Genomic DNA, 22,415 nt, shown 5'->3' on the forward strand with positions numbered 1-22,415 from the left:
AATGAGCTTTATTCCTGTCATCATCAGCGGCGGTTCCGGTTCCAGATTGTGGCCGCTTTCGCGCGACGCGCACCCGAAACCATTCATCGAACTGCCCGATGGCAGCACCCTGATCGGCAAGACATACAAGCGCGCGGCACAGCTTGACGGTGTGGACCATATCCTCACCGTCACCAATCGCGACTTCCTGTTCTTGACGCTCGATGCCTATGCGGATGCGAAGGCGCCCAAGGTCGACAACGCATTTCTGCTGGAGCCGCTTGGGCGCGATACGGCGCCTGCTGTCGCGGTTGCGGCCCTGCATGCGGCTGCGACTTTCGGGCCGGATGCCACATTGCTGGTCATGCCCGCCGATCATCTGATCGAGGATGAGGCAGCATTCGCCGAGGCCGTTTCCAAGGCTCGCCAGCTCGCGGAAACCGGGCGCATCGTCACTTTCGGCATCGTGCCCGATCATCCGGAAACCGGTTTCGGTTACATCGAGGCCGAAGGTACGGATGTGCTCCGCTTCGTCGAAAAACCCGACGCCGTAACGGCACAGGCCTATGTGGAAAGCGGCCGGTATTTCTGGAACTCCGGCATGTTCTGTTTCACCGCCGGAACCATGCTCGCAGCGATGCAGCATTTTGCACCGGATATTTTCAATGCCGTGCAGGCTTCACTTGAACATGCCCGGCGCGGCGTCAATGGCGAGACGAAGACCGTCGAAATCGCGAAGGACGAATTTGCGGCGGCGCCTGCGATTTCCATCGACTATGCGATCATGGAAAAGGCCGACAATATTGCCTGCATTCCGGTGTCCTGCGGCTGGTCCGATATCGGTTCCTGGGCAGCCATGGCCGACCTCATCACGCCCGACAGCGAAGGCAACCGCTTGCGGGGCGAAACGGTCATCGAAGACACGACCGACAGCTTTGTCCTGTCTGAAACCCGGCTCGTCAGCTTGGTCGGCGTTCACGATTTGCTTGTCGTGGACACGCCGGACGCATTGCTCGTCGCCCATCGCGACAAGGCGCAGGAAGTGCGCAAGGTCTTCAACAGGCTGCGGGCGAGCGGCCATGAGGCGGCCAAGCTTCACCGCACGGCCCATCGGCCATGGGGCACCTATACGGTTCTGGAAGAGGGCGACGGCTTCAAGATCAAGCGGATCGAGGTGAAGCCGGGGCGTCGCTTGAGCCTTCAGGCGCATCATCACCGGTCCGAGCACTGGATCGTCGTATCCGGCACCGCGAAGGTGACCAATGGCGACCGCGAAATCCTGCTCACGACAAACCAGTCGACCTATATTCCCTGCGGTTTCCGGCACCGGTTGGAAAATCCCGGCATACTGCCGCTCGTGCTCATCGAGGTGCAAAGCGGTGAATATCTGGGCGAAGACGACATCGTGCGCTTCGATGACGTCTATGGCCGCACGTAAGGGCAGGAAACTGCCTGGCGCGGCATTTATTCGGGAACCATTCGCCGCCGCGGATGTTTGCCTTATATGCCCAGCAAGGAACAGGACCCGGCGACCGATGTGATCGGCATGCCGGTCATTGATTTTCAAAAACACGCTCTTTTTTTCGATGTCGACGGAACCCTGCTCGATATCGCCGCCAATCCTGACGGCGTTGTGGTTCCGCCCGACCTGCAGCACTCCCTGTCTGTCATATCCCGGCGGCTGTCCGGTGCGATGGCTCTGGTCACGGGCAGGGCGATCGCGTTCATCGAGGAACGCTTTCCCGATTATCACGGCCCGATAGCGGCGCTGCATGGCGCCGAGTTCCGGCACGCATCCGGGCTGGTCGAACTGATCGAGCCGAGCGAACATTTCCTGATCGCCAGGGATTTTCTGCGGCAGGCCGCGCTTCGCGTCAGCGGCCTTCTTGCCGAAGACAAGGGCAACGCCGTCGCCCTTCATTATCGCGCTGCGCCCGAAAAGGCTGATCTGGCGCATGACCTCATCGAAAAGGCGTCGAAACTCGTCGGGCCTGATTGGACTGTGCAGCCCGGCAAGATGGTTTTCGAGCTACGCCCGGCGATAAGCGACAAGGGCACGGCCCTGCGTCGCTTCATGGGAGAAAAGCCGTTTGCAGGCAGGATTCCGGTCGCATTCGGCGACGATCTTACCGACCTGTCCATGCTGAAGGCGGCAACGGAATGGGGCGGCGCGACCGCCGTGGTTGGACGGACGATTGACCTTCCGCATGCCGCGCGGTTTGCAAACCCCGGCGAGCTTCGCCTGTGGCTCTCCAGCATTCGGAGTGATGGACAGGAAAAGCAATGAAAGGAGCTTGATGTATGGGAAGGCTGATCGTGGTCTCCAATCGTGTTCCCTTGCCCGATGAACAGGGCAAGGCGCCTGCTGGCGGGCTGGCCGTAGCGTTGCAGGCGGCGCTCAACGAACGCGGCGGCATATGGCTCGGTTGGTCCGGCAAGACGCTTCCCGCGCGCCAGTCGCAGGAGCTGACAATCCGCGACGAGGGGCCAATTCGCTACGCCCTGCTTGATCTCCATAAGAAGGATATCGATGAATATTATGCGGGCTTTGCCAACCGCATGCTCTGGCCGCTATGCCACTATCGCCTTGATCTCATCGATTACACGCGCAAGGACATGGCCGGATATTTCCGGGTCAACCGCCTATTTGCGAAGCATCTCCTGCCGATGATCGAGCCGGACGACCTCATCTGGATTCACGATTACCATCTCATTCCCCTGGCTGCGGAACTGCGCAATCTGGGTGTCACCAATCGCATCGGTTTCTTCCTGCACATCCCATGGCCGCCAGCGGATATCCTGTTCACGCTGCCCGTACACGAAACCATCATGCGCGGGTTGGCTTCTTACGATGTTATCGGCTTCCAGACCCGGAATGACGTCGATAATTTCATAGGCTGTCTGCGGCGCGAGAAAATCGGCAAGCCGCTGGATGATAATGGCCTGTTTGAGGCTTTCGGCCATCGGTTTCGCGCCGAGCGTTTCGGTATCGGTATCGAGACCGCTGCCTTCGCGGAAATAGCCAGCAAGGCGCAACGCCATCCAACGGTAAAGCGCATGCGCGAAAGCATGCTGGATCGCGATCTTATCATTGGGGTTGACCGGCTCGATTATTCCAAGGGCATCACCAACCGCATGGAGGCTTTCGAGCATTTCCTGAAAGTCGACCCCGGCAATCGCGGCAAGGTCACTTTTTTGCAGGTCACGCCGAAATCACGTTCGGAAGTGCCGGAATATAAGGACATGCAGCGCGCTGTCGCCGAGCTGGCCGGGCGGGTGAACGGGGCCAACGCCACCGTTGACTGGACGCCGATACGCTACATCAACCGTTCGCTGAACCGGGATGTGCTGGCGGGACTTTACCGGCTGGCTGGCGTGGCGCTGGTCACGCCATTGCGCGACGGCATGAACCTCGTCGCCAAGGAATATGTTGCCGCACAGGATCCTGAAAATCCGGGCGTGCTGGTCCTGTCCCGTTTTGCCGGCGCCGCCCAGGAACTGGACGGCGCGCTGCTGGTCAATCCCTATGATATAGAGGCGGTTGCCCATGCCATGGCCCGCGCGCTTGCCATGCCGCTGGGTGAACGCAAGGAACGATTTGAAAGCATGATGGCCTTCCTGAGCGCGAATGACGTCAACCGTTGGTGTGACGACTTTTTGTGTCGTCTTTCATCAGCTTGACGGTCAGCTCATGGTTTGACAATGCGGCGTCCGCCGGCTTGTTCCGAAACATGAACGTACAGTCGAAGTTTGCCGCATCCGGCGTCAGCAGGTCCGTGTGCGATTCGCGAGCATCCTTGGGCGACATGCCGAAACGGTTTTTGAATGCCTTGGTAAATTGCGCGCCATCGTGAAAGCCGCAACGATAGGCGATTTCCTTGAACGACACGTGTCGGCCCCGCTCGTCAACCAGAATGCGATAAGCGCGATCCAGCCTCTTGTCGCGAATGATGCTGGCAATGCCGCCTTCCGCCTCGAAGGTCCGGTAAAGGCTTGAGCGGGAGATACGGAGATTTTTGGTGATGAGGTGCGGCCCAAGCAGCGGGTCGGAAAGATTGTCATCGATATAGGCGAGAATTCGCTTGCGCATGGGCAGGTTGGCCGGAAGGCTTTCGACTACGCCGCCTGTGGTGCCGTTTATGCTTGCACCGAGCAAGGTGAACATCGCGTCCAGCGCTGACTGCGCATTGATCCTGTCCAGGTCCCCGCTCAATGACAGGAGATCGTGAAGATAGCTGAAAAGCAGACGCGTCATGGGAATCTCTGCCGACATGTGAAGGCCATGGAGATTTCGCCAGCCGACCATCTTTTCCAGCTCCTCGCGCGGAATCACGACCGTAATGCGCGAGCCCCAGGAACCATGGAGCTTGACCGTCTGGCTGAGGTCGATGAAGACGATATCCCCCGGCTTCGCATCGACATCGACACCGTTGAAATTGCCGCGCAGCTCACCGCTGGCCATGAGTTGCAGGACATAGTGGTCCAGTCCCGCTTGAGCGATAAGCTCTGGCACGCGCGCACGGTTGTGGGACTTGAACGAGGTGGCTCCAATCTGAACGGAGCCGATGGAACGGGCAACGATTGATCCAGAGAATTGGTAATCGTCGCCTTCGGCTTCATACATAGGCTTGAGGATTGCGCACCAGAAATCATTGGGCAACCGATCCTCTATCATATCTGTCGAAATTAATGTCTTGTTATCCATGCAAACCGTTCAGCCAAGAACGCGACTATGTGGGGGGAATTATAGATTAGAAATAAATACTATATTGCTTGAATAAGATATTCCTTGTTGTTGCTGCCAATAAATGGGAATTAAATTGCTATTCGTTGACAATGGGCTTGTCTATACGATTTTGATCATGACAGATTCTTTATTTCGTGATAAATGATTTTCGGCTAATATAGCAAAGTAGAATATTGTACATTAGTGTTTAATATTCATTTCGTTTGGGCAAAATACCCGGAGAACCCACAGAAGATAAGTTATCTTGATAAAATCTTATGGAGTACTCATCGCTAGAGCATTGCCAGCAATGCCTGCGCGGGGAAAGCAGTTCACTGGACTGATTTCTAATCCCGCTCTGATGCGTTGGAAGATGCGACAAAACAAATAGTTAGAGCGGTTCCGGCGGTTCCGTTAAAATAGGGAACTGCATCTAATGACGCGGCATGCCTCTCGAAAGCGGGAACCGGTTTGGGGATAAAGACATGTGTAAAAACAAATAGAATACCCTCCCGGCCAGGAACCGCGTTGATTTCGGCAGTTTCAATCTAATATTGTTTGAAACTGTTGTTAACAAGGCTATTTTTTACTGTTTGTGATTGCTTGCCGGGCAAGGTGAACACTGCTCCCGCAGTGGTAGTGAAGGCGTATGGGCATAGAGTACCAGCGCGTTCCTGTTCAGATAGCGGGTATTTTCAATACGGTGCCCGCAGAACCGAAAGCAATTCCGCGGGCCGATTTCAGCGATCAGTAGGGGCTGTCTACCTTGCCCATTTCGACATAGATGGTCTTGATCTGGCTGTAATGGGCCAGCGCGGCAATGCCGTTTTCACGCCCGATGCCGGATTGCTTGTAGCCGCCGAAAGGCACTTCCACCGGTGTCAGATTATAGGCATTGATCCAGCATGTGCCCGCCTTGATCTGGCCGATGACGCGATGGCCGCGTGCGATATCGGCAGTGAACACGCCAGCGGCAAGTCCGAATTCGGTGTCGTTGGCACGTGCGATCACCTCGTCCTCATCGGAAAATTCGAGCACGCTCATGACCGGGCCGAAGATTTCTTCGCGGGCGATGGTCATCCCGTCCGTGACATCGGTAAAGATGGTAGGCTCGATGAAATAGCCCTTGTCGAAGCCTTGCAGTTTCGGCACGCCGCCGCCGCAGGCAAGCGTTGCGCCTTCTGCCTTGCCCTTTTCGATATAGGACAAAACCTTGTCGCGCTGGGCTGCATTGACAAGCGGGCCCATCTGGGTTGCCTCATCCAACGGGTCGCCAATGCGGATTTTGCGCGTGCGTTCGACCAGCCGTTCGACAAAGCGCTCGCGGACCTTCTTGTGAACGAAAACGCGCGTGCCGTTCGAGCAGACCTGACCGGTCGAATAGAAGTTGCCGAGCATCGCGCCGCCGATAGCGCTTTCAAGGTCGGCATCGTCAAAGACGATAATAGGCGACTTGCCGCCAAGTTCCATGGTGACGTGCTTCAGATGTTCGCCAGCCTGCGCCATGATGCGCTTGCCGGTCGGCACTGAGCCGGTCAGCGAAACCTTGGCCGTCAGGCGATGGTTGACGAGTGCGGCTCCTACATCGCCGAAGCCCTGCACGACATTGAACAGTCCGTCGGGCAACCCGGCTTCCTTGTAGGCTTCGGCCAGCGCCAGAGCCGAAAGCGGCGTATTTTCTGACGGCTTGAAGATGAAGGCATTGCCCATTGCGAGCGCAGGCGCGGATTTCCACGCGGCGATCTGGATGGGATAGTTCCACGCGCCGATGCCGACGCAGATGCCGAGCGCTTCGCGGCGCGTATAGGCAAACGAGCCGCCCAGTTCCACGAACTCGCCGTTGAAACCGGAAATGATACCGCCGAAAAACTCCAGCGCGTCCGCCGCCGAAGCGGCATCCGCCACCAGCGTTTCCTGAAGCGCCTTGCCGGTATCAAGCGTCTCGAGCTTCGACAGTTTCTTGTTCTTCTCACGCAGGATTTCTGCCGTGCGGCGCAGTATGCGTCCGCGCTCGACGGGCTTCAGCGCGGCCCATTCGCCTTGCGCTTTCAGCGCAGCCGCATAAGCCGCCTCGATCACGCCGGGCGTGGCGGAATAAAGCTTGGCGATCTCTTCACCCGTCGCCGGATAGATGACTGGCAAAGGCTTTCCTGCCTTGTCTTCCACGAATGCGCCGCCGATGAAGTGCGAGGCTTTGGGTTGTGCTTTCATTTCTGGTTCCTTGTTTAAGGGAATAGGGGGTAGGGCAGTAAGGCAGTATGTTGTTAAGCGCCGGGAACACGAGCTGACATATTCCCCTACTGCCTTACTGCCCACTCGCTGGACCGCGTCAGCGGTCCGCAACCTGCCACCTTGGATTGATCCATGGTTCCTGATTGGAGCGCGCCAGCGGCGTGCGGCCAAGAATATGATCGGATGCCTTTTCGCCGACCATGATCGACGGGCCGTTGAGATTACCATTGGTGATGCGCGGGAAGATGGACGAATCCGCAACGCGCAAGCCTTCGACACCGATCACCTTGCATTCAGCATCGACCACGGCCATCGGATCGTCAAGCGCACCCATTTTGCAGGTGCCGCACGGATGGAAGGCGCTTTCGACATGCTCGCGGATGAAATTGTCGATTTCATCTTCGCTCTGGACCTGCGCGCCCGGCTGGATTTCCGCGCCGCGATAAGGATCGAACGCCGCCTGTCCGAAGATTTCCCGCGTCAGCCGCACGCAATGGCGGAAATCGGCCCAGTCGTCCTCATGCGACATGTAGTTGAACTTGATGACCGGCTTTTCGCGCGGATTGGCCGAACGAAGCGTCACGCTGCCGCGCGATTTTGATCGCATCGGCCCGACATGGGCCTGAAAACCGTGCGACTGCGCTGCCGCCTTGCCGTCATAGCGGATGGCGACCGGCAGGAAATGATACTGGATATCGGGATATTCCACGCCAGCCTTCGAGCGCACGAAAGCAGCGGATTCGAAATGATTGGTCGCGCCGTCGCCCGTCTTGAAGAACAGCCATTCCGCGCCGATCCTGGCTTTCGAAAACAGGTTCAGTTTGGAATAGAGCGTGATCGGCTGCGTGCATTCCTGCTGGATATAGACTTCCAGATGATCCTGCAGGTTCTGGCCGACGCCGGGACGGTCGGCAACCACTTCGATCCCATGGTCTTTCAGATGCGCGGAAGGCCCGATGCCGGAAAGCATCAAAAGCTTTGGCGAATTGATCGACGAGGCGGCAATGATGACCTCGCGCCGCGCACGGACGGTCGAAAAGGTGCGGCCTGCCTCGATCTCGACGCCAACCGCGCGCTTGCCTTCAAGCACGATCTTGCGCGCCAACCCCTTGACCAGCCTGACATTCGGGCGCTTGAGCGCGGGCTTCAGATAGGCATTGGCGGCAGACCAGCGACGACCATTATGGATCGTCTGCTCCATCGGGCCGAAACCTTCCTGCTTCTCGCCATTATAATCTTCCGTCACTTCGAAACCCGCCTGATGACCGGCCTCGACAAAGGCATGAAACAGCGGATTGTCGCGCTTGCCGCGCTGGATATAGAGCGGGCCGCTGGTGCCGCGCCAGCCTTCCTGACCGCCGCTCGAATTTTCCATTCGCTTGAAATAGGGCAGCACATCGGCATAGGCCCAGCCGCGCGCGCCGCTTTCCGACCAGTGGTCGTAGTCGCGGGCATGGCCGCGCACATAGACCATGCCATTGATCGAGGACGATCCGCCAAGCACCTTGCCGCGTGGCGTCACAAGGCTGCGTCCGCCAATATGCGGTTCCGGCTCGGTGGAGAACCCCCAGTCATAGGTCTCCATATTCATGGGGAAGGAGAGGGCGGCAGGCATCTGGATCAATGGGCCAACGTCAGGAACGCCATATTCGATGACAATCACCGAATAACGGCCGTCTTCCGACAGGCGATAAGCCATGGCCGATCCGGCGGAGCCCGAGCCGATGATGACGAAATCTGCTTCCATGCTCATTTCTTCCCCGCAAGCTGAACCGCAATATAATCTTCCACCAGTGCCGTTGCTCGGGCGGCATCCGGCGCGTCGGCGCCAAGCGCGTGACGGATATAAAGGCCGTCGATCATCGCACCGGCACCCTCCGCGATCCGGTGCGCCTGTTCGCGGCTTGTGAGCTGCCCCAGCGCGAAAACGAGGTTGGAGTGAAGGCGGCGCGCATAGATGCGCAACAGCCGCCTTGTGTCATCCGACTGCTGGGCGTGGACATAGAAGGTCAACCAGGCGGCAATCGTTTCCTGCGCAAATTGCGATGCGGAAAAGTTCACGGCGATGATAGCGGCGATGCGCTCGAGCGGCGTTTCAGCCTGTCCGATTGCCGCGTTGAGATCGCGGCCCAACTCGCGCAGCAGATGCCGCATCGTAGCGAGAATGAGCTTGTCCTTGCCGCCGAAATAATGATGCGCGAGCGCGGGCGACACGCCCGCCTCATGGGCGATCTGCGCAACGGTCACGTCCAGCGAACCGCGCTGGCCGATAGTGCGAATGGCGGCATCGATCAGTTCGCGCCGCCTTAGGGGCTCCATCCCGATCTTGGGCATAATATTGGTCCGTTCTCAGGCTAATTCCGGCATAGTCTATCTTTGATTGACTCATCAATCAATAAAAACCCATCATGCAAATCATGCGTTTACGCATCGCGGAAGCGGGGCGTGCGGTTGGGGAGGCTTGCCGGAAGGGGTGCGCTTGCTTACATTCAAATGATGAGCAGAGCTTTCACCAAAGAACAGGATGATGCGCCGACCGACCTTGGCGAGCGCCCGGTCAGCCCGCATCGCAATCTCGTCACGCCAACCGGGCTGAAGATGATCGATGATGAAATTGCCCGGCTGCAACGCGAACTGGCCGATGCCAATGTCGCCGGCGAGCGCTCGGCGGTTGCGCGCATTTCGCGCGATCTGCGCTACTGGACGACGCGGCGAGAAAATGCCGAGCTTTCCACTCCCGCTCCCGACAGTGATGTGGTGCGTTTCGGCATGACGGTGGAGCTGGAAAACCTGGATGACGGCAAGGTCCGCCGCTGGACCATCGTTGGCGAGGACGAGGCCGATCCGTCAAACGGCAAGATTTCCCACGTCGCGCCTGTTGCCATCTTGCTGTTCGGCAAGCCGGTCGGCGATGTCGTCAAAATCAACAATGTCGAATGGGAAATCGTGTCGCTGAAAGGGGGTTAACCCTCTACCGCAACCGTATGATCGCGGAAAAACGCTGCGGCGCCAGATTCATCGATTTCGCTGGTCGAAACCATCAGGACAAGTTGGATAACGTCTTCCTGTCCGGCTTCAAGACTGTAGCCATTGAAATAAAGAAACAAATCGGCGGCAGCCAGCCCGGTTCTCTTGTTGCCATCCACAAAAGGATGGTTCTTCAGGATGCCGAACAGATAGGCCGCCGCCAGATCGAAAATGTCGGGATCGCCATAGGCTTCCTTCTGCAGCGGACGCGCCAGCGCTGAATCCAGCAAGCCGGAATCACGAATTCCTGCCGCGCCACCATGCAGGCGCAACTGCTCCTGATGCAGCGCTTCTATGAAGGTCCGCGAATGAAAGTCTATCATTGAGCGAGCACGCGATAGGCGGTCTCATATTTTTTCATCCGCTCGCGGGCAATCTTCATTTTCTTCTCGAAGATTTCCGGGTCTTCGGTGCTTCGGGTCAGTCTCAGCCCGTCCTTATCTGCGGTCAGGACCAAGGTGTCACCCGTCTGCACGTTCAACTGCTCCAGCATTTCCTTCGGGATGATCACACCGTCAGAATTGCCGATCTTGCGCAGGGTCACGTTCATGGGTTTTCTCCTATGTTATAACGCACGATATAACATAGTGCGCCTCCCTTGTCACTGCAAACTACAGCCAACCCTTTCGACGAAAATAATAGAGCGGCAGCAGGGCAGAGGCGACCATCAGAATAAGCGCCATCGGATAGCCCCAGGGGGAGTGCAATTCGGGCATGAAGGAAAAGTTCATGCCGTAGATGGAAGCGACCAGCGTCGGCGGCATGAAGCCGACTGCCGCGACCGAGAAAATCTTGATGATGGCGTTTTGCTCGACCGAGATCAGGCCGACAATCGTATCGAGCAGGAACGTGACCTTGTTGGACAGAAAATCCACATAGGCGGTCAGCGATTGCGTGTCGCGCTCCAGCGACTTGATCCAGCTGCGCGTTTCCTTCTTCCCGGAGGCCGGATTGTTGGTTGCAGACAGATAGACCAGCATGCGGCTGATGCCTGCCAGACTTTCCCGCATCCGCGACAGAAAGGTTCCCTGTCCGCCGATCTGGGTCAATATGTGCCGGAAGTCCTGCGTCGTCATCGGGCGGGCTTTCGGCTGGCGGCGATAGATGGAATGCGAGGCCGCATCGATCTTGCCCGCCACACCTTCCAGAATATCGGCAAGCCGGTTGGTCGTGGCCTCGGTGATGCCGAGCATGATCGAAAGCCCTGAGCATTTGGCCGATATGAGCCCATTGCCCGGCCTGGTGGAGCGCATCACATAGGTCGTGAATGACTTCGGATTGGCGTAGCGCACGGTTATCAGCCGCGTTCCATGCAGGATGAAGGTGACTGGCGCCAGCTCGCGATGGTCGAGATCGACCGCGTGCAGGATGGGGACGGTGAGATACTGCGCGCCGGTCTCCATATAAAAACGGCTCGATTCCTCGATTTCCGTCATGTCCTCGCGCGTCGGGATCGAAATTCCCGTCCACGCCTCCACAATGCTGTCCTCGTTCACGCCGGGGGCAAACAGGTCAATCCAGATCACGTTTTCGGGCAGCGGGGTGCCCGGTTCGACCTCCACCGCTGCAAGATGGTCCCCGGAAAGGCTGTATAGCGTGATCATGCTGGCACCTGAAGTCTCAATGGCTCGAAGCGGCACTTTGCGCCAAAATTGTTAACGGAATGCGGCGGTCCGCGCCATCCCCCGTAGCGTGCTTCTTCTTCCTTGTTGACATGTGGGCTTCGCCCGCATAATTCATCAAGTCATCGGATGACTTTGGTGAGGGTATGAAGACAATATCCCGAAAGAGCCTGACGGATGCGGCCATGCAGTCGTTGCGCACGGAGATTACATCGGGCCGCTGGTCGATAGGCGACCAGCTTCCCAACGAAGCTGCGCTTTCGGCCAAGCTGGGCGTGAGCCGCGGCACGGTGCGTGAGGCGGTACGGGCGCTGGTGGCGCAGGGAATGCTTGAAACCCGGCAGGGGTCGGGCACCTATGTCCGTTCCACTGCCGATGCAGCGCGCAGCCTTGACCGTATCCGCCATTCCAGCCTTCGCGACCGGTTTGAAACGCGGGCGCTTCTGGAAACGGAAGCCGCGCGCCTTGCCGCACAGCGCGCAACGGCGGAAGCGATCACGCATCTGCAACAGATGCTGGCACAGCGGGGCAATCGCGAGCAACTCGGCCGGTCGGTTTTCGTTGCCCGTGACTTTGCCTTTCATGAGGCCATTGTCGCCGCTTCCGGCAACGGCGCATTGATCGAGGCTTACAACCTTTTTTCCGCCTCCATACGCGAATCCATAGAAGCCACGCTCGATGGCGAACTGCCCGAACCGAGCGACGAGGCGCATCGCCAGATCGTGGAAGCCATCGCCTCGGGCGATCCCGACAAGGCCGGAGCGACCGTTCGCCGTTTCATGGCGCCCCTGATTGAAGAACTTGAAAGGTTGCTGGCATCATGAGCCACACGAACACAGCCCTGTCAGACGCGACGGAAAACGAGGCGATGCAGCCAGACGCGCTGGTCGACGCGGAGGCGGACAGCGTTCCGCCGCCGCCTGTCCAGCAGCCGCCCAGCCAGGCGATGCGCATTTTGCTGGGGTTGAGCCTCGTGCTCATCGCTGCCAATTTGCGGCCGGTATTCTCCAGCGTTTCCGTGCTCTTGCCGGAAATCATCGATGCCACCGGCATGTCCTCCATCGCGGCTGGCGTGCTGACCACCTTGCCTGTGGTCTGCCTTGGCGTTTTCGCTCCCTTCGCGCCGCGCCTCGCCCAGCGCTTCGGAGCCGAGCGCGTGCTGCTGTTCGTGCTTCTCGTGCTGACCCTCGGCACGGCGCTGCGCGGGGTGGGCAACTTCTATTCGCTCTATATCGGCGCGACGCTGGCTGGCGCGGCCATTGCGACCGGCAATGTGCTTCTGCCCGGCGTCGTGAAGCGCGATTTTCCGAAAACCGCCGCCATCATGACCGGCCTTTACACGATGGCGCTGTGCGGCGGCGCGGCTTCCGCTGCCGGCTTTACCATTCCGATCAAGGAGATGTTCGGCGGTTCGTGGAACCTCGCTTTGGCGTTTTGGGCCGTTCCGGCAGCGCTTGTTCTGCTTCTGTGGTTGCCGCAGGCCGTGCGCGCAAAGCATAATGTGGCACATTCGGGCTTCCGCGTGATCGGTCTCTGGAAGGACAGGCTGGCCTGGCAGGTCACGCTGTTCATGGGGCTGCAATCCTCCACGGCCTATATCGTCTTTGGATGGCTGGCGCCGATCCTGCGCGAGCAGGGCCTGAGTGCCGCAGCCGCCGGCGGTCTCGTCTCCTTCTCGATCATGGTGCAGGTCGTCACGTGTCTCGGGGTGCCGTCCATTGCCACCCGCCAGAAGAACCAGAGCCTGCTCAATGTCGTCCTGTGTGCCTGCGCGGCCCTGCCGTTGATCGGCTTTCTCTACCTGCCGCAGTGGACCTATTGGGGGCTGGCAGTCGTTCAGGGCATCGGGCAGGGCGGTCTCATTGCCGCCGCCATGATGGTGATCGTTCTGCGCGCGCCAGATTCACACACGGCGGCGCATCTGTCCGGCATGGCGCAATGCGTCGGCTACACGCTCGCCGCGATCGGGCCGTTGATCGTCGGCATGATCCACAGTGCGACGGGCAGTTTTGCCGCCTGCGGCGCGTTCTTCGGCCTGCTCGGGCTGGGGGCGGCGGTCGCCGGATGGGGCGCGGGACGGGCCCAGCATGTGGGCGTGCAGGTCATAAAAGAGTAAGACGAATATCAAAAAACCCCGGCAAAACCGGGGTTTTTCTTTATCGGCATACGAAAGGGATCAGGCCTTTTCGTAGAGTTCCTCGACATATTCCCAATTGATGAGGCTGTCGACAAAGGCTTCCAGATATTTCGGACGCAGGTTGCGGTAATCGACATAGTAGGAATGTTCCCACACATCGACGCCGAGGATCGGCGTTGCACCATGAACCAGCGGGTTTTCGCCATTCGGGGTCTTGGAGATTTCAAGCTTGCCGTTCTTGACCGACAGCCAGGCCCAGCCCGAACCGAACTGGCCGACACCGGCAGCGATGAAATCTTCGCGGAACTTGTCGTAGCCGCCGAGATCCGACTCGATTGCCTTTTCCAGCTTGCCCGGCAGCTTTTTGCCGCCGCCGCCCTTCTTCATCCACTTCCAGAAATGGATGTGGTTGTAGTGCTGGCCGGCATTGTTGAAGAGGCCCTGATTCTTGCCGTAGCTTTCCTTGACGATCTCTTCCAGGCTCTTGCCTTCGAGGCCGGAGCCTTCGAGCAGCTTGTTGCCGTTGGTGACATAGGCCTGATGGTGCTTGTCGTGATGAAGTTCAAGCGTCTCGCGCGACATGAAAGGCGCAAGGGCGTCATAGTCATACGGCAGGGCGGGCAGTTCGAAAGCCATTGGAAACTCTCCTCTTTTCTTCAGCTTATATGGGCAGCTCTTGGCTGGCCGAGCAGATGCTGCCACAAAACTTGCGTGCGGAATCTACATAGGCCGCATCAGTGCGGGCGGCAATGGCGCGAATGAGCAATTCAGCTTCAAGACAATGAATTATTATTGAAATCACAGTAGGATGGCGTAATTCTGAATTTTGAGCGCATCCCGAAAAGTGTGAAACGGTTTTCGGATAAGATGCGCGTCAAAAACAAAGGATTAGAGCCCGGTCTGATCCAATCAAGATCGAAACGCGCTCTAACTCTTCGCGATGCGCGGCAGCCCCCGCAGGAGGAAACGGTGTCCCACAGTTCTTATGTCTTCGACGCTTATGGCACATTGTTCGATGTCCATTCGGCGGTGCGGCGGCATGCGGACAAGGCCGGACCGGACGGGCGGGCATTTTCCGAGCTGTGGCGAGCAAAGCAGCTCGAATATTCCTGGGTTCTGAGCCTGATGGGAGCCTATAGCGACTTCTGGAAACTCACCGAGGAATCGCTTGGTTTTGCATTCGCCTGCTATCCTTCCGTTGATCCCGCTCTGCGCAATGATCTGCTTGACGCCTATTGGAAGCTTGATTGCTATCCGGAAGTGCCAGCTGCCCTCAAAAGCCTGAAGGAGAAGGGGGCGCGGCTTGCAATCCTCTCCAACGGGTCGCCCGCAATGCTGGAATCCGCCGTCCGTTCGGCTGCACTCGATGTTTTGCTGGACGACGTGATTTCGGTCGATGAAGTCAGGAAGTACAAGACCGCCCCGGCGGTCTACGAACTCATCACCCTGCATTGGCGGCTTTATCCGTCGGCGATCTCGTTCCAGTCCTCGAATCGCTGGGACGTGGCAGGCGCGGTCCGGTTCGGCATGCGTGGGGTCTGGATCAACCGCTCCAACCAGCCCGACGAATACAGGCAGTTTGCTCCCGCACTCATTCTTCCAAGCCTTCAACTGCTCGACTGAATGCTCACTAAAATTTGAACGTTCCCGGTTTATTGAAAGCCGGTCCGTGAACCCAAAATTGTGTCGCGGCTGCAACACGAGCCATGCTGGTGGGCCTTTGCCATGTTTAGGCCGCATTAAGAACGGGCGTACGCCACATTTTTCGGGCGTTTTCCGTGCAACCGAATACCGGAAATTGCCGTTTAGGGCCGTTTCGATGGTTCGCCGCCGATCCGCCACAATTGGCCGGGTCGCAATTCGTTAACCCTGAATGTGTATCTGTAACTCCTCCCGTCACTAAACTGGTTTTCATATGCAAACGACCCTTACCCGCCGTTCCTTCCTGACGGCAATGACAGCGACAGCGGCGGCCGGCCTGGCCGGTTGCGCTCAGTTGGGGCAGAATGTTCCAATCATTGATGTGGATCAGTCGGGCAACCCGATCAACCGCACCCCGCAGGCCAATGTGGACTCCTCCTATGGCGGCTGGGCGCAGATGTATGCCGCCGTGGATGATGGCGGCTTCCAGCTTCCGGCGATCCCGGTCCAGAAGATGGACAAGCGCTATCTGCGTCAGGTTGTGCAGGACCCGACCGGCGAACTGCCGGGCACCATCGTCATCGATACGGCGAACCGCTTCTGCTATCTGGTCCTCGAAGGCGGTCAGGCAATGCGCTACGGCGTCGGCATTGGCCGTGAAGGATTTGCATGGTCTGGCCGTGCTGTGATCCAGTACAAGCGCCAGTGGCCGCGCTGGACCCCGCCGGACGAAATGATTGCCCGCCAGCCGGAACTTATGCCTTACAGCGCCAAGAACGGCGGCATGGCTCCGGGCCTCAAGAACCCGCTCGGCGCCCGCGCGCTCTATATTTTCCAGGACGGCAAGGACACGCTGTACCGCCTGCACGGCAATCCGGAATGGTGGTCAATCGGCAAGGCGGTCTCTTCGGGCTGCGTGCGTTTCCTGAACCAGGACATCATCGATCTCTACGATCGTGTTCCAGCCAAGGCGCCGATTCTCGTAATGTGAGCTTAGGGGAATAGGGCAGTAAGGCAGTAGGGCAATATGTTTGCTTGACTGAAACCTTCTGCCCTATTTCACTTACTGCCTTACTGCCTTACTTCACCGCTTGAAACTGCCCAGAATCCCGCGCACGAGTGCACGCCCCAGCGAATTGCCGACCGAGCGGACAACGGATTTCATGGCTGCTTCCGCCACCGTCTGGCGGCCGGAGCGGCGGCCGGTACCGAGCACCGTACCGGCGATCTCGCCAAAGATGCCGCCGCCGCCTTCTTCCTCTTCCTTGCCCTTTTGCTGGGCTGCCGCCGCATTCTGCGCCTTGCGGGCCAGCATTTCGAAAGCGGAATCGCGGTCCACAGCCTGATCGTACTGCCCGGCAACTGGGCTTGCGGCGATGATCTTCGCGCGTTCTTCCGGCGTCAGCGGTCCGATGCGTGACGAGGGCGGGCGAATGAGGGTGCGCTGCACGATGGAAGGCACGCCCTTGGCCTGAAGCGTGGAAACCAGCGCTTCGCCGGTGGCAAGATTGGTGATTGCCTGAAACGTGTTGAAATCCGGGTTCGGACGGAACGTGTCGGCTGCGGTCTTCACGGCATTGGTCTCACGCGGCGTATAGGCGCGAAGCGCATGCTGCACGCGGTTGCCGAGCTGCGCCAGAACCGTTTCCGGCACATCGAGCGGGTTCTGCGTCACGAAATAAACGCCGACGCCCTTGGAGCGGATCAGGCGCACGACCTGCTCGACGCGGTCGATCAGCGCCTTCGGCGCCTCATCAAAGAGAAGATGGGCCTCGTCGAAGAAGAAGACGAGCTTCGGCTTGTCGGGGTCGCCCACTTCCGGCAGTTCCTCGAACAGTTCCGACATCAGCCACAGCAGGAAAGTCGAATAGAGGCGAGGGCTCATCATAAGCTTGTCGGCTGCAAGCACGCTCACGACACCGCGCCCGTCGGTGGTGGTGCGCATCAGATCGGAAATCCTCAGCGCCGGTTCTCCGAAGAATTTCGAGCCGCCTTGCTGGTCGAGAACCAGAAGCGAGCGCTGGATCGCGCCGACTGAGGTCTTGTTGACGTTGCCGTACTTCGCCGAAAGCTCCGCCGAACGGTCCGCCATTTCAGCGAGAATGGCCTGCAGGTCCTTGAGATCCAGAAGCAGCAAGCCTTCTTCGTCCGCCAGGCGGAAGGCGATGTTCAGCACGCCTTCCTGCGCGTCGGTCAGGTTCATGAGGCGAGACAGCAGCAGCGGCCCCATTTCGGAAATGGTGGCGCGGACGGGATGGCCCTGTTCGCCGAAAATATCCCAGAAGATCACCGGCGCGGCGCGCATGTCATAAGGGTCGAGCTTCACTTCCGATGCGCGCTTGAGCAGCCCGTCGTTTTGAACGCCAATAGCCCCGATGCCGGACAGGTCGCCCTTGATGTCGGCGCAGAACACCGGAACGCCAGCCGCCGAAAAGCTTTCGGCCAGAACCTGCAAGGTCACCGTCTTGCCGGTGCCGGTCGCGCCGGTGACGAGGCCGTGCCGGTTACCGTATTTCAGCGCTAGATATTCCGGCTGCTGGTAGGAGTCGTCTGGCTTGCGGCTCGCGCCAAGAAAAATAGCGTCTTCGGCAGTCATCAGGCGGCTTGCTCCCTCTGTTCAACTCACTCAACGTATAAACGCCGCTCGTCGCCACGACAAGGAAAAGCCGTGGCTTGCCTCCAAACAGGGCATGGCGGAATTCACCGCGCCGGATAGCCGTTTTCGTGAGCCGGAATGGCTTTCAGATAGGCGGCAATGGCGTTGCGGTCCGCCTCGGCAAGATGGGCCATATTCGCAACCACATCGGTCATCGATCCGCCGAGCGAATCGAAATCCGGGGTAAAGCCGCTCTGCAATGCATAGGCGATGTCTTTCGCGCTCCAGCCGCCAATGCCCGCTTCGTCCGGGGTGATATTCGGCACAACGCCTTTTTTGCCGTCACTGCCGGTCTCAGGCGACACGGCACCGGCAAGCCACTTGCCGGTTTCCACTCCGCCAATCGCATTGCGCGGCGTGTGGCATTCGCCGCAATGGCCAAGCGCTTCCGTCAGATATTGGCCGCGCTTCACCTGATCGGAGGCGTTCGCGATTTCCACCGCTGGCTGATCGGTCAGATAAAGCTGTTTCCACAGGCCAAGCCCGCGGCGAATATTGAAAGGGAAGGACAGCTTGTGCGGTGCCGCGACATTGTCGGATGGCGGCAGCGTTTTCATGAAGGCGAAAAGATCGGCCACGTCCTGCGGCTGCATTCTGGCATAGGATGTATAGGGGAAGGACGGATAAAGATGTTCGCCGCGCTTGCCGACGCCTTTCAGCATGGCATTGGCGAAATCATGGATCGTCCAGGTGCCAATCCCTTGCTCGGATGGGGAGATATTGGGCGCGATGAATGTCCCGAAATCTGAAACCAGTTCATGCCCGCCCGCCAGAACCTTGCGCGCATCGCCCGTCGCACCCGGTGCCGCATGGCAGGAAGCACAGCCGCCCGCCCAGAAAACCTGCTCACCCTTGACGGGGTCGCCCGGCTTCATCGCGTCCAGCACCGTCTGGTCAACCTTCTGAGGCGCCGTCAAAATCCAGAAAGCCGCCGCTCCAGCTACGGCCACGATGCCTGCGGCATATGCCAGTTTTCGGATCATTCCACCCGTTCCCGTATGCGGTTCCGGTATTAGAGCGCCGTGCGTCCTTACGGACGCACAAAGGTAGCTCCAACCTATTGAATCTAAGAGCCTGTTCCAAAAGTCGCCATGCCGGTCGGCAAATGGCAATTTTCTGCGTTTCGGTGCTCATGTAGCTTTCTCAGACGCATAGTCTTATCCGAAAAGTCTGCAACTTTTCGGGACTATGCTTGGAAGCACACTGCGCTCCGGTACTCGAAAATCGCCATTTTCGCCTCGGCCTGCCGCTTTTTAATTCAGGCTCTAAGCATCGTGCTTTCCGAAAATCGATTCCGATTTCCGGGCCGATGCTCTAGCGGACCGCTTTGCACATCTGCTCAAAATGAATTGGCACACCGAATGTTTCCGTCCGGTGTGCCCGGTGTCAACCGTGAAGATCAGTCTTTCTTGACGCGATAGGCCTGATGGCACGAACCGCAATTGGCGGCGACCTGCTGGAAGGCTGGCTTTAACGCATCCAGATCCTGCGGCTTGGCGGCGAGAGCAGCAGCGGCATCGGCCCGGAATTTTTCGACATGCTTGACGAAATCGTCCTTGTTTTCCCAGATTTTCGGCGAAGCTTCGGTATCGCCCTTATCCGAACCGGCAGGGAACAGCGCATCCACATCCAGCTTTTTGGCATCGGCATCGATCTTTTCCAGCGCCGCAAGCGCCGTGGCCGCATCGAAAGGCTTTTCGCCCTTGATCATGGGAGCAATCGTCCCGACCGAACGCCCCAGATCCTTCATGATCGCCTCGCGATCAGCGATGACGTCGGCTTGCGCCACGCCGGCAACCAATAGCGCCGCAGAGCTGACAGTCAGAAAAAACAAACGCATGCGATCCTCCGCATTTAAAAAATTGAACAGAATTCGTCCCTTGGTTCAAATATCCGATACAATCCCGGACATTGCAATCATGACACCGGCCAAATCCCCAAGGCAGCAAGTATCATTTTGAATCTGTAGCGGTTATTACATGCGGTTCACGTTATCGTGATAAACATGACTTAAATTCTATTGTTTTATACTCCGGATGAGGCGGCTGCTCGTGAATCAATGTCTAATCACCGGGGCCAAACAAAAACGGCCCCGGAATCCGGGGCCTTTTCTGAAGGGCATGCAAGGCTTGATCAGACGAACTGGCCAAGGCCCGGAATCGCGCCGATGACGGCATCAACCGGTTCGTCACCGGCCTTTTCCTTGGCGAAGCGGATGGTTTCCTTGGCAACGCCGGAAATTTCACCCATGCCGAGGCCCGCGCCCATCAGCTGCGAGCCGAGGCCCATCACGCCGCCCATCAGGCCGGACAGGAAGCCGCCACCCTTGACCTGCGAAATCGCTTCTTCAGCGCCCGGAAACGCTGCCAGAAGCTTCTGGACTTCCGCTGCCGGACCTTCCTTCTGCAGGAAGGCGAGGATCATGCCGACTGCCTTTTCTGCCGTTCCCGCATCGATGCCAACTTTGGAGGTGATGCGTGCGATCAGTTCTTCCATGGAAACTCTCCCAAAAATCTTACGTTTACGTAATATGCATTCTCGCCTTCGCTTTGCAAGCGGCTGTATGCCAAAATATTAGGTGTGCGGTCCCGAAATGAGATGGTGCGGGATAATTACGCCGTTTGAATTTCCTGCAGTTCCAGCTCTTCGATCATGACCTGCCGCATGACGAATTTCTGGATTTTGCCGGTCACGGTCATCGGAAACTGATCCACGAAGCGGATATGAGCCGGAACCTTGTAATGTGCGATCCGTTGCTGGCAATATTCGGTGAGTTCTTCCTCAGAAAGCCGGGCGTCCTTGTGCAGCTTGACCCAGGCGCAGATGATTTCGCCGAACTTCCGGTCCGGAATGCCAAATATCTGCACATCGCTGATCGCGGGATGGGTAAAGAGGAATTCCTCGATCTCGCGCGGATAGATGTTCTCGCCGCCGCGAATGATAAGGTCCTTGATGCGCCCGACGATGTTGCAATAGCCTTCTTCGTCTATGGTCGCGAGGTCTCCCGTGTGCATCCAGCCCGCATCGTCAATGGCTCCGGCTGAACTTTCCGCGTCGTTCCAATAGCCGCGCATGACGCTGTAGCCGCGCGTCAGCAATTCGCCCTTTTCGCCGCGCGGCACGACCTTGCCGTCCGCATCGACGATCTTCACCTCCAGATGCGGGTGAATGCGCCCGACCGTGGAGACGCGCCGCTCCAGCGGATCGGTCGTCGAACTCTGGAAACTGACCGGGCTTGTCTCGGTCATGCCATAAGCGATGGTGATTTCGCTCTGGTGCATCTCGCTCACCACGCGCCGCATCACTTCGATGGGGCAGGGCGATCCCGCCATGATGCCGGTGCGCAGGCTTGAGAGGTCGAAGCGGCTGAAGTCCGGGTGATCCAGCATCGCGATGAACATTGTCGGCACGCCATGCAGGCCCGTGCATTGCTCTTCCTCGACGGTCTGGAGCGTCAGCAGCGGGTCGAAACTGTCGTTGGGGATCACCATGCAGGAGCCATGGGTGACGCAGGCAAGATTGCCCAGCACCATGCCGAAACAATGGTAGAACGGCACCGGAATGCAGAGCCGGTCCTGTTCGGAAAGCTGCATCGCCTCGCCGACGAAAAAGCCGTTATTGAGGATATTGTGATGCGAGAGCGTCGCGCCCTTCGGGCTGCCGGTCGTGCCGCTGGTGAATTGAATATTGATCGGGTCGTCAAATTGCAGTTCTTCGGCAAGCTGCACCAGTTCTTGTCTGGTGACGTCATCGCCGGATTGGGCGACTTCGTCGAAATTCAGCATGCCCGCCGTCTGCTCCGTGCCGAGCCGGATCACGCATCGCAGTGAGGGAAGCCGCCCGGACATCAGATGACCGGGCCGGGCTTCATCGAGTTCAGGCGCAATGCTGCGCAGAATATCGATATAGTTGCTGGTCTTCAGCGACGGTGCGAGGATGAGTGCGGCGCATTCGACTTTGCCGAGCACATATTCCAGTTCATGCGCCCGATAGGCCGGGTTGATATTGACGAGGATCAGACCCGCCTTGGCGCTCGCAAACTGGGTGAGTATCCATTCGAGATTGTTGGGCGACCAGATGCCGAGCCGCTCGCCGGGGCGCAAGCCTATCGCGAGAAAGCCTTCGGCAAGTTCGTCGGTGCGTTGCCTGAGTTCGGAATAGGTCAGCCGGATATTCTGGTGCCGGACGATGACGGCTGGACGGTCGGGATATTGTTCCGCGATCTGGTCCAGATGCCGGCCGATCGTGTTGCCGATGAGGAGCTTGTCGCTCGCGCCATGGACATAACTGGGAACAGAGCTTGCCTGCTGCATTTTCGATCCTCCCAAACCGAAGATGACGCCGAAGGCGACGCATCAAGTAATGAGAGGATGCCATCCGCAGGGCTTCATGAAA

Annotated in this window: 21 protein-coding genes; 8 read left to right on the top strand and 13 right to left on the bottom strand. The window is 58.4% G+C overall.

Annotated elements, in window-relative coordinates:
- The first annotated feature begins 1 nt into the window (after position 1).
- From AC0TNJ_RS01205 to otsA, 3 genes are all read left to right on the top strand, one after another.
- A complete protein-coding gene (locus tag AC0TNJ_RS01205) occupies positions 2-1,417 on the top strand; it encodes a mannose-1-phosphate guanylyltransferase/mannose-6-phosphate isomerase (protein ID WP_473766956.1) in 1,416 nt (471 codons plus the stop codon).
- Positions 1,418-1,483: 66 nt separating this feature from the next.
- The gene (gene otsB / locus AC0TNJ_RS01210; RefSeq protein WP_473766955.1) at positions 1,484-2,266 is read left to right on the top strand and encodes a trehalose-phosphatase; all 783 of its coding nucleotides are present in this window, start codon (positions 1,484-1,486) and stop codon (positions 2,264-2,266) included.
- 14 nt (positions 2,267-2,280) lie between these two features.
- On the top strand, positions 2,281-3,660 hold the full coding sequence (gene otsA / locus AC0TNJ_RS01215; protein WP_473766954.1) for an alpha,alpha-trehalose-phosphate synthase (UDP-forming): 1,380 nt from the start codon (positions 2,281-2,283) through the stop codon (positions 3,658-3,660).
- On the opposite strand, the gene AC0TNJ_RS01220 is transcribed toward otsA, so the two are convergent.
- The 4 genes from AC0TNJ_RS01220 to betI all read right to left on the bottom strand — a co-directional run bounded on the left by AC0TNJ_RS01220 (position 3,614) and on the right by betI (position 9,271).
- On the bottom strand, positions 3,614-4,684 hold the full coding sequence (locus AC0TNJ_RS01220; RefSeq protein ID WP_473769967.1) for a helix-turn-helix domain-containing protein: 1,071 nt from the start codon (positions 4,682-4,684) through the stop codon (positions 3,614-3,616). The genes otsA and AC0TNJ_RS01220 overlap by 47 nt on opposite strands.
- Positions 4,685-5,452: 768 nt before the next feature.
- A complete protein-coding gene (betB, locus tag AC0TNJ_RS01225) occupies positions 5,453-6,916 on the bottom strand; it encodes a betaine-aldehyde dehydrogenase (protein ID WP_473769968.1) in 1,464 nt (487 codons plus the stop codon).
- Between the two features lie 118 nt (positions 6,917-7,034).
- Entirely contained in the window at positions 7,035-8,684 is a 1,650-nt protein-coding gene (gene betA / locus AC0TNJ_RS01230; RefSeq protein WP_473770004.1) for a choline dehydrogenase, read from the bottom strand.
- A gap of 2 nt (positions 8,685-8,686) precedes the next feature.
- Complete coding sequence (betI, locus tag AC0TNJ_RS01235) at positions 8,687-9,271, bottom strand: transcriptional regulator BetI (RefSeq protein WP_473769969.1); 585 nt, start codon at positions 9,269-9,271, stop codon at positions 8,687-8,689.
- Between the two features lie 162 nt (positions 9,272-9,433).
- On the opposite strand from betI, the gene AC0TNJ_RS01240 reads away from it, so the two are divergent.
- On the top strand, positions 9,434-9,904 hold the full coding sequence (locus AC0TNJ_RS01240; RefSeq protein WP_473770005.1) for a GreA/GreB family elongation factor: 471 nt from the start codon (positions 9,434-9,436) through the stop codon (positions 9,902-9,904).
- On the opposite strand, the gene AC0TNJ_RS01245 is transcribed toward AC0TNJ_RS01240, so the two are convergent.
- The 3 genes from AC0TNJ_RS01245 to AC0TNJ_RS01255 form a co-directional block, all read right to left on the bottom strand.
- Entirely contained in the window at positions 9,901-10,287 is a 387-nt protein-coding gene (locus AC0TNJ_RS01245; protein ID WP_473769970.1) for a type II toxin-antitoxin system death-on-curing family toxin, read from the bottom strand. The genes AC0TNJ_RS01240 and AC0TNJ_RS01245 overlap by 4 nt on opposite strands.
- Positions 10,284-10,514, bottom strand: coding sequence for an AbrB/MazE/SpoVT family DNA-binding domain-containing protein (locus tag AC0TNJ_RS01250; protein ID WP_061347202.1), 231 nt, complete (start codon positions 10,512-10,514; stop codon positions 10,284-10,286). Before AC0TNJ_RS01250 ends, AC0TNJ_RS01245 begins: the two co-directional genes overlap by 4 nt.
- 61 nt (positions 10,515-10,575) lie before the next feature.
- Positions 10,576-11,568: a magnesium transporter CorA family protein gene (locus tag AC0TNJ_RS01255; protein WP_122003277.1), complete on the bottom strand. Its 993-nt coding sequence runs from the start codon at positions 11,566-11,568 to the stop codon at positions 10,576-10,578.
- Between the two features lie 164 nt (positions 11,569-11,732).
- Here AC0TNJ_RS01255 and AC0TNJ_RS01260 point away from each other — a divergent pair, with 164 nt between their 5' ends.
- Both AC0TNJ_RS01260 and AC0TNJ_RS01265 read left to right on the top strand, forming a co-directional pair.
- On the top strand, positions 11,733-12,410 hold the full coding sequence (locus AC0TNJ_RS01260; RefSeq protein WP_473769971.1) for a FadR/GntR family transcriptional regulator: 678 nt from the start codon (positions 11,733-11,735) through the stop codon (positions 12,408-12,410).
- Positions 12,407-13,702: a CynX/NimT family MFS transporter gene (locus AC0TNJ_RS01265; RefSeq protein ID WP_473769972.1), complete on the top strand. Its 1,296-nt coding sequence runs from the start codon at positions 12,407-12,409 to the stop codon at positions 13,700-13,702. Before AC0TNJ_RS01260 ends, AC0TNJ_RS01265 begins: the two co-directional genes overlap by 4 nt.
- Before the next feature lie 60 nt (positions 13,703-13,762).
- On the opposite strand, the gene AC0TNJ_RS01270 is transcribed toward AC0TNJ_RS01265, so the two are convergent.
- The gene (locus AC0TNJ_RS01270) at positions 13,763-14,359 is read right to left on the bottom strand and encodes a superoxide dismutase (protein WP_122003280.1); all 597 of its coding nucleotides are present in this window, start codon (positions 14,357-14,359) and stop codon (positions 13,763-13,765) included.
- 333 nt (positions 14,360-14,692) lie between these two features.
- Between AC0TNJ_RS01270 and AC0TNJ_RS01275 the strand changes: the two genes are divergently transcribed.
- Both AC0TNJ_RS01275 and AC0TNJ_RS01280 read left to right on the top strand, forming a co-directional pair.
- On the top strand, positions 14,693-15,346 hold the full coding sequence (locus AC0TNJ_RS01275; RefSeq protein ID WP_473766947.1) for a haloacid dehalogenase type II: 654 nt from the start codon (positions 14,693-14,695) through the stop codon (positions 15,344-15,346).
- Between the two features lie 292 nt (positions 15,347-15,638).
- Positions 15,639-16,355, top strand: a complete 717-nt coding sequence (locus tag AC0TNJ_RS01280) for a L,D-transpeptidase (RefSeq protein ID WP_473769973.1) — start codon at positions 15,639-15,641, stop codon at positions 16,353-16,355.
- 93 nt (positions 16,356-16,448) lie between these two features.
- Here the strand turns inward: AC0TNJ_RS01280 and AC0TNJ_RS01285 are convergent, their stop codons facing one another.
- The 5 genes from AC0TNJ_RS01285 to AC0TNJ_RS01305 all read right to left on the bottom strand — a co-directional run bounded on the left by AC0TNJ_RS01285 (position 16,449) and on the right by AC0TNJ_RS01305 (position 22,333).
- Positions 16,449-17,960, bottom strand: a complete 1,512-nt coding sequence (locus AC0TNJ_RS01285) for a helicase HerA-like C-terminal domain-containing protein (protein WP_122003284.1) — start codon at positions 17,958-17,960, stop codon at positions 16,449-16,451.
- Positions 17,961-18,064: 104 nt separating this feature from the next.
- Positions 18,065-19,003 (bottom strand): c-type cytochrome, encoded by a 939-nt coding sequence (locus AC0TNJ_RS01290; protein WP_473769974.1) that lies wholly within the window; start codon positions 19,001-19,003, stop codon positions 18,065-18,067.
- 416 nt (positions 19,004-19,419) lie between these two features.
- Positions 19,420-19,860 (bottom strand): c-type cytochrome, encoded by a 441-nt coding sequence (locus AC0TNJ_RS01295; protein WP_473766945.1) that lies wholly within the window; start codon positions 19,858-19,860, stop codon positions 19,420-19,422.
- A 293-nt stretch (positions 19,861-20,153) separates the two neighbouring features.
- Positions 20,154-20,516 carry a DUF2267 domain-containing protein gene (locus tag AC0TNJ_RS01300; protein ID WP_473766944.1) on the bottom strand — a complete coding sequence of 121 codons (363 nt, stop codon included), beginning with the start codon at positions 20,514-20,516 and terminating at the stop codon, positions 20,154-20,156.
- Positions 20,517-20,632: 116 nt separating this feature from the next.
- Positions 20,633-22,333: an AMP-binding protein gene (locus tag AC0TNJ_RS01305; RefSeq protein ID WP_473766943.1), complete on the bottom strand. Its 1,701-nt coding sequence runs from the start codon at positions 22,331-22,333 to the stop codon at positions 20,633-20,635.
- Positions 22,334-22,415 lie beyond the last annotated feature (82 nt).

Source organism: Ochrobactrum sp. PL_is483 (assembly GCF_055816855.1).

Coding starts and splice junctions, on each gene's coding strand:
- AC0TNJ_RS01270 (WP_122003280.1), bottom strand. CDS start 14,359: ATGGCTTTCGAACTGCCCGCCCTGCCGTATGACTATGACGCCCTTGCG.
- AC0TNJ_RS01260 (WP_473769971.1), top strand. CDS start 11,733: ATGAAGACAATATCCCGAAAGAGCCTGACGGATGCGGCCATGCAGTCG.
- AC0TNJ_RS01245 (WP_473769970.1), bottom strand. CDS start 10,287: ATGATAGACTTTCATTCGCGGACCTTCATAGAAGCGCTGCATCAGGAG.
- AC0TNJ_RS01255 (WP_122003277.1), bottom strand. CDS start 11,568: ATGATCACGCTATACAGCCTTTCCGGGGACCATCTTGCAGCGGTGGAG.
- AC0TNJ_RS01220 (WP_473769967.1), bottom strand. CDS start 4,684: ATGGATAACAAGACATTAATTTCGACAGATATGATAGAGGATCGGTTG.
- AC0TNJ_RS01265 (WP_473769972.1), top strand. CDS start 12,407: ATGAGCCACACGAACACAGCCCTGTCAGACGCGACGGAAAACGAGGCG.
- AC0TNJ_RS01305 (WP_473766943.1), bottom strand. CDS start 22,333: ATGCAGCAGGCAAGCTCTGTTCCCAGTTATGTCCATGGCGCGAGCGAC.
- otsB (WP_473766955.1), top strand. CDS start 1,484: ATGCCCAGCAAGGAACAGGACCCGGCGACCGATGTGATCGGCATGCCG.
- AC0TNJ_RS01240 (WP_473770005.1), top strand. CDS start 9,434: ATGAGCAGAGCTTTCACCAAAGAACAGGATGATGCGCCGACCGACCTT.
- betB (WP_473769968.1), bottom strand. CDS start 6,916: ATGAAAGCACAACCCAAAGCCTCGCACTTCATCGGCGGCGCATTCGTG.
- AC0TNJ_RS01295 (WP_473766945.1), bottom strand. CDS start 19,860: ATGCGTTTGTTTTTTCTGACTGTCAGCTCTGCGGCGCTATTGGTTGCC.
- betA (WP_473770004.1), bottom strand. CDS start 8,684: ATGGAAGCAGATTTCGTCATCATCGGCTCGGGCTCCGCCGGATCGGCC.
- otsA (WP_473766954.1), top strand. CDS start 2,281: ATGGGAAGGCTGATCGTGGTCTCCAATCGTGTTCCCTTGCCCGATGAA.
- AC0TNJ_RS01205 (WP_473766956.1), top strand. CDS start 2: ATGAGCTTTATTCCTGTCATCATCAGCGGCGGTTCCGGTTCCAGATTG.
- betI (WP_473769969.1), bottom strand. CDS start 9,271: ATGCCCAAGATCGGGATGGAGCCCCTAAGGCGGCGCGAACTGATCGAT.
- AC0TNJ_RS01300 (WP_473766944.1), bottom strand. CDS start 20,516: ATGGAAGAACTGATCGCACGCATCACCTCCAAAGTTGGCATCGATGCG.
- AC0TNJ_RS01285 (WP_122003284.1), bottom strand. CDS start 17,960: ATGACTGCCGAAGACGCTATTTTTCTTGGCGCGAGCCGCAAGCCAGAC.
- AC0TNJ_RS01250 (WP_061347202.1), bottom strand. CDS start 10,514: ATGAACGTGACCCTGCGCAAGATCGGCAATTCTGACGGTGTGATCATC.
- AC0TNJ_RS01290 (WP_473769974.1), bottom strand. CDS start 19,003: ATGATCCGAAAACTGGCATATGCCGCAGGCATCGTGGCCGTAGCTGGA.
- AC0TNJ_RS01280 (WP_473769973.1), top strand. CDS start 15,639: ATGCAAACGACCCTTACCCGCCGTTCCTTCCTGACGGCAATGACAGCG.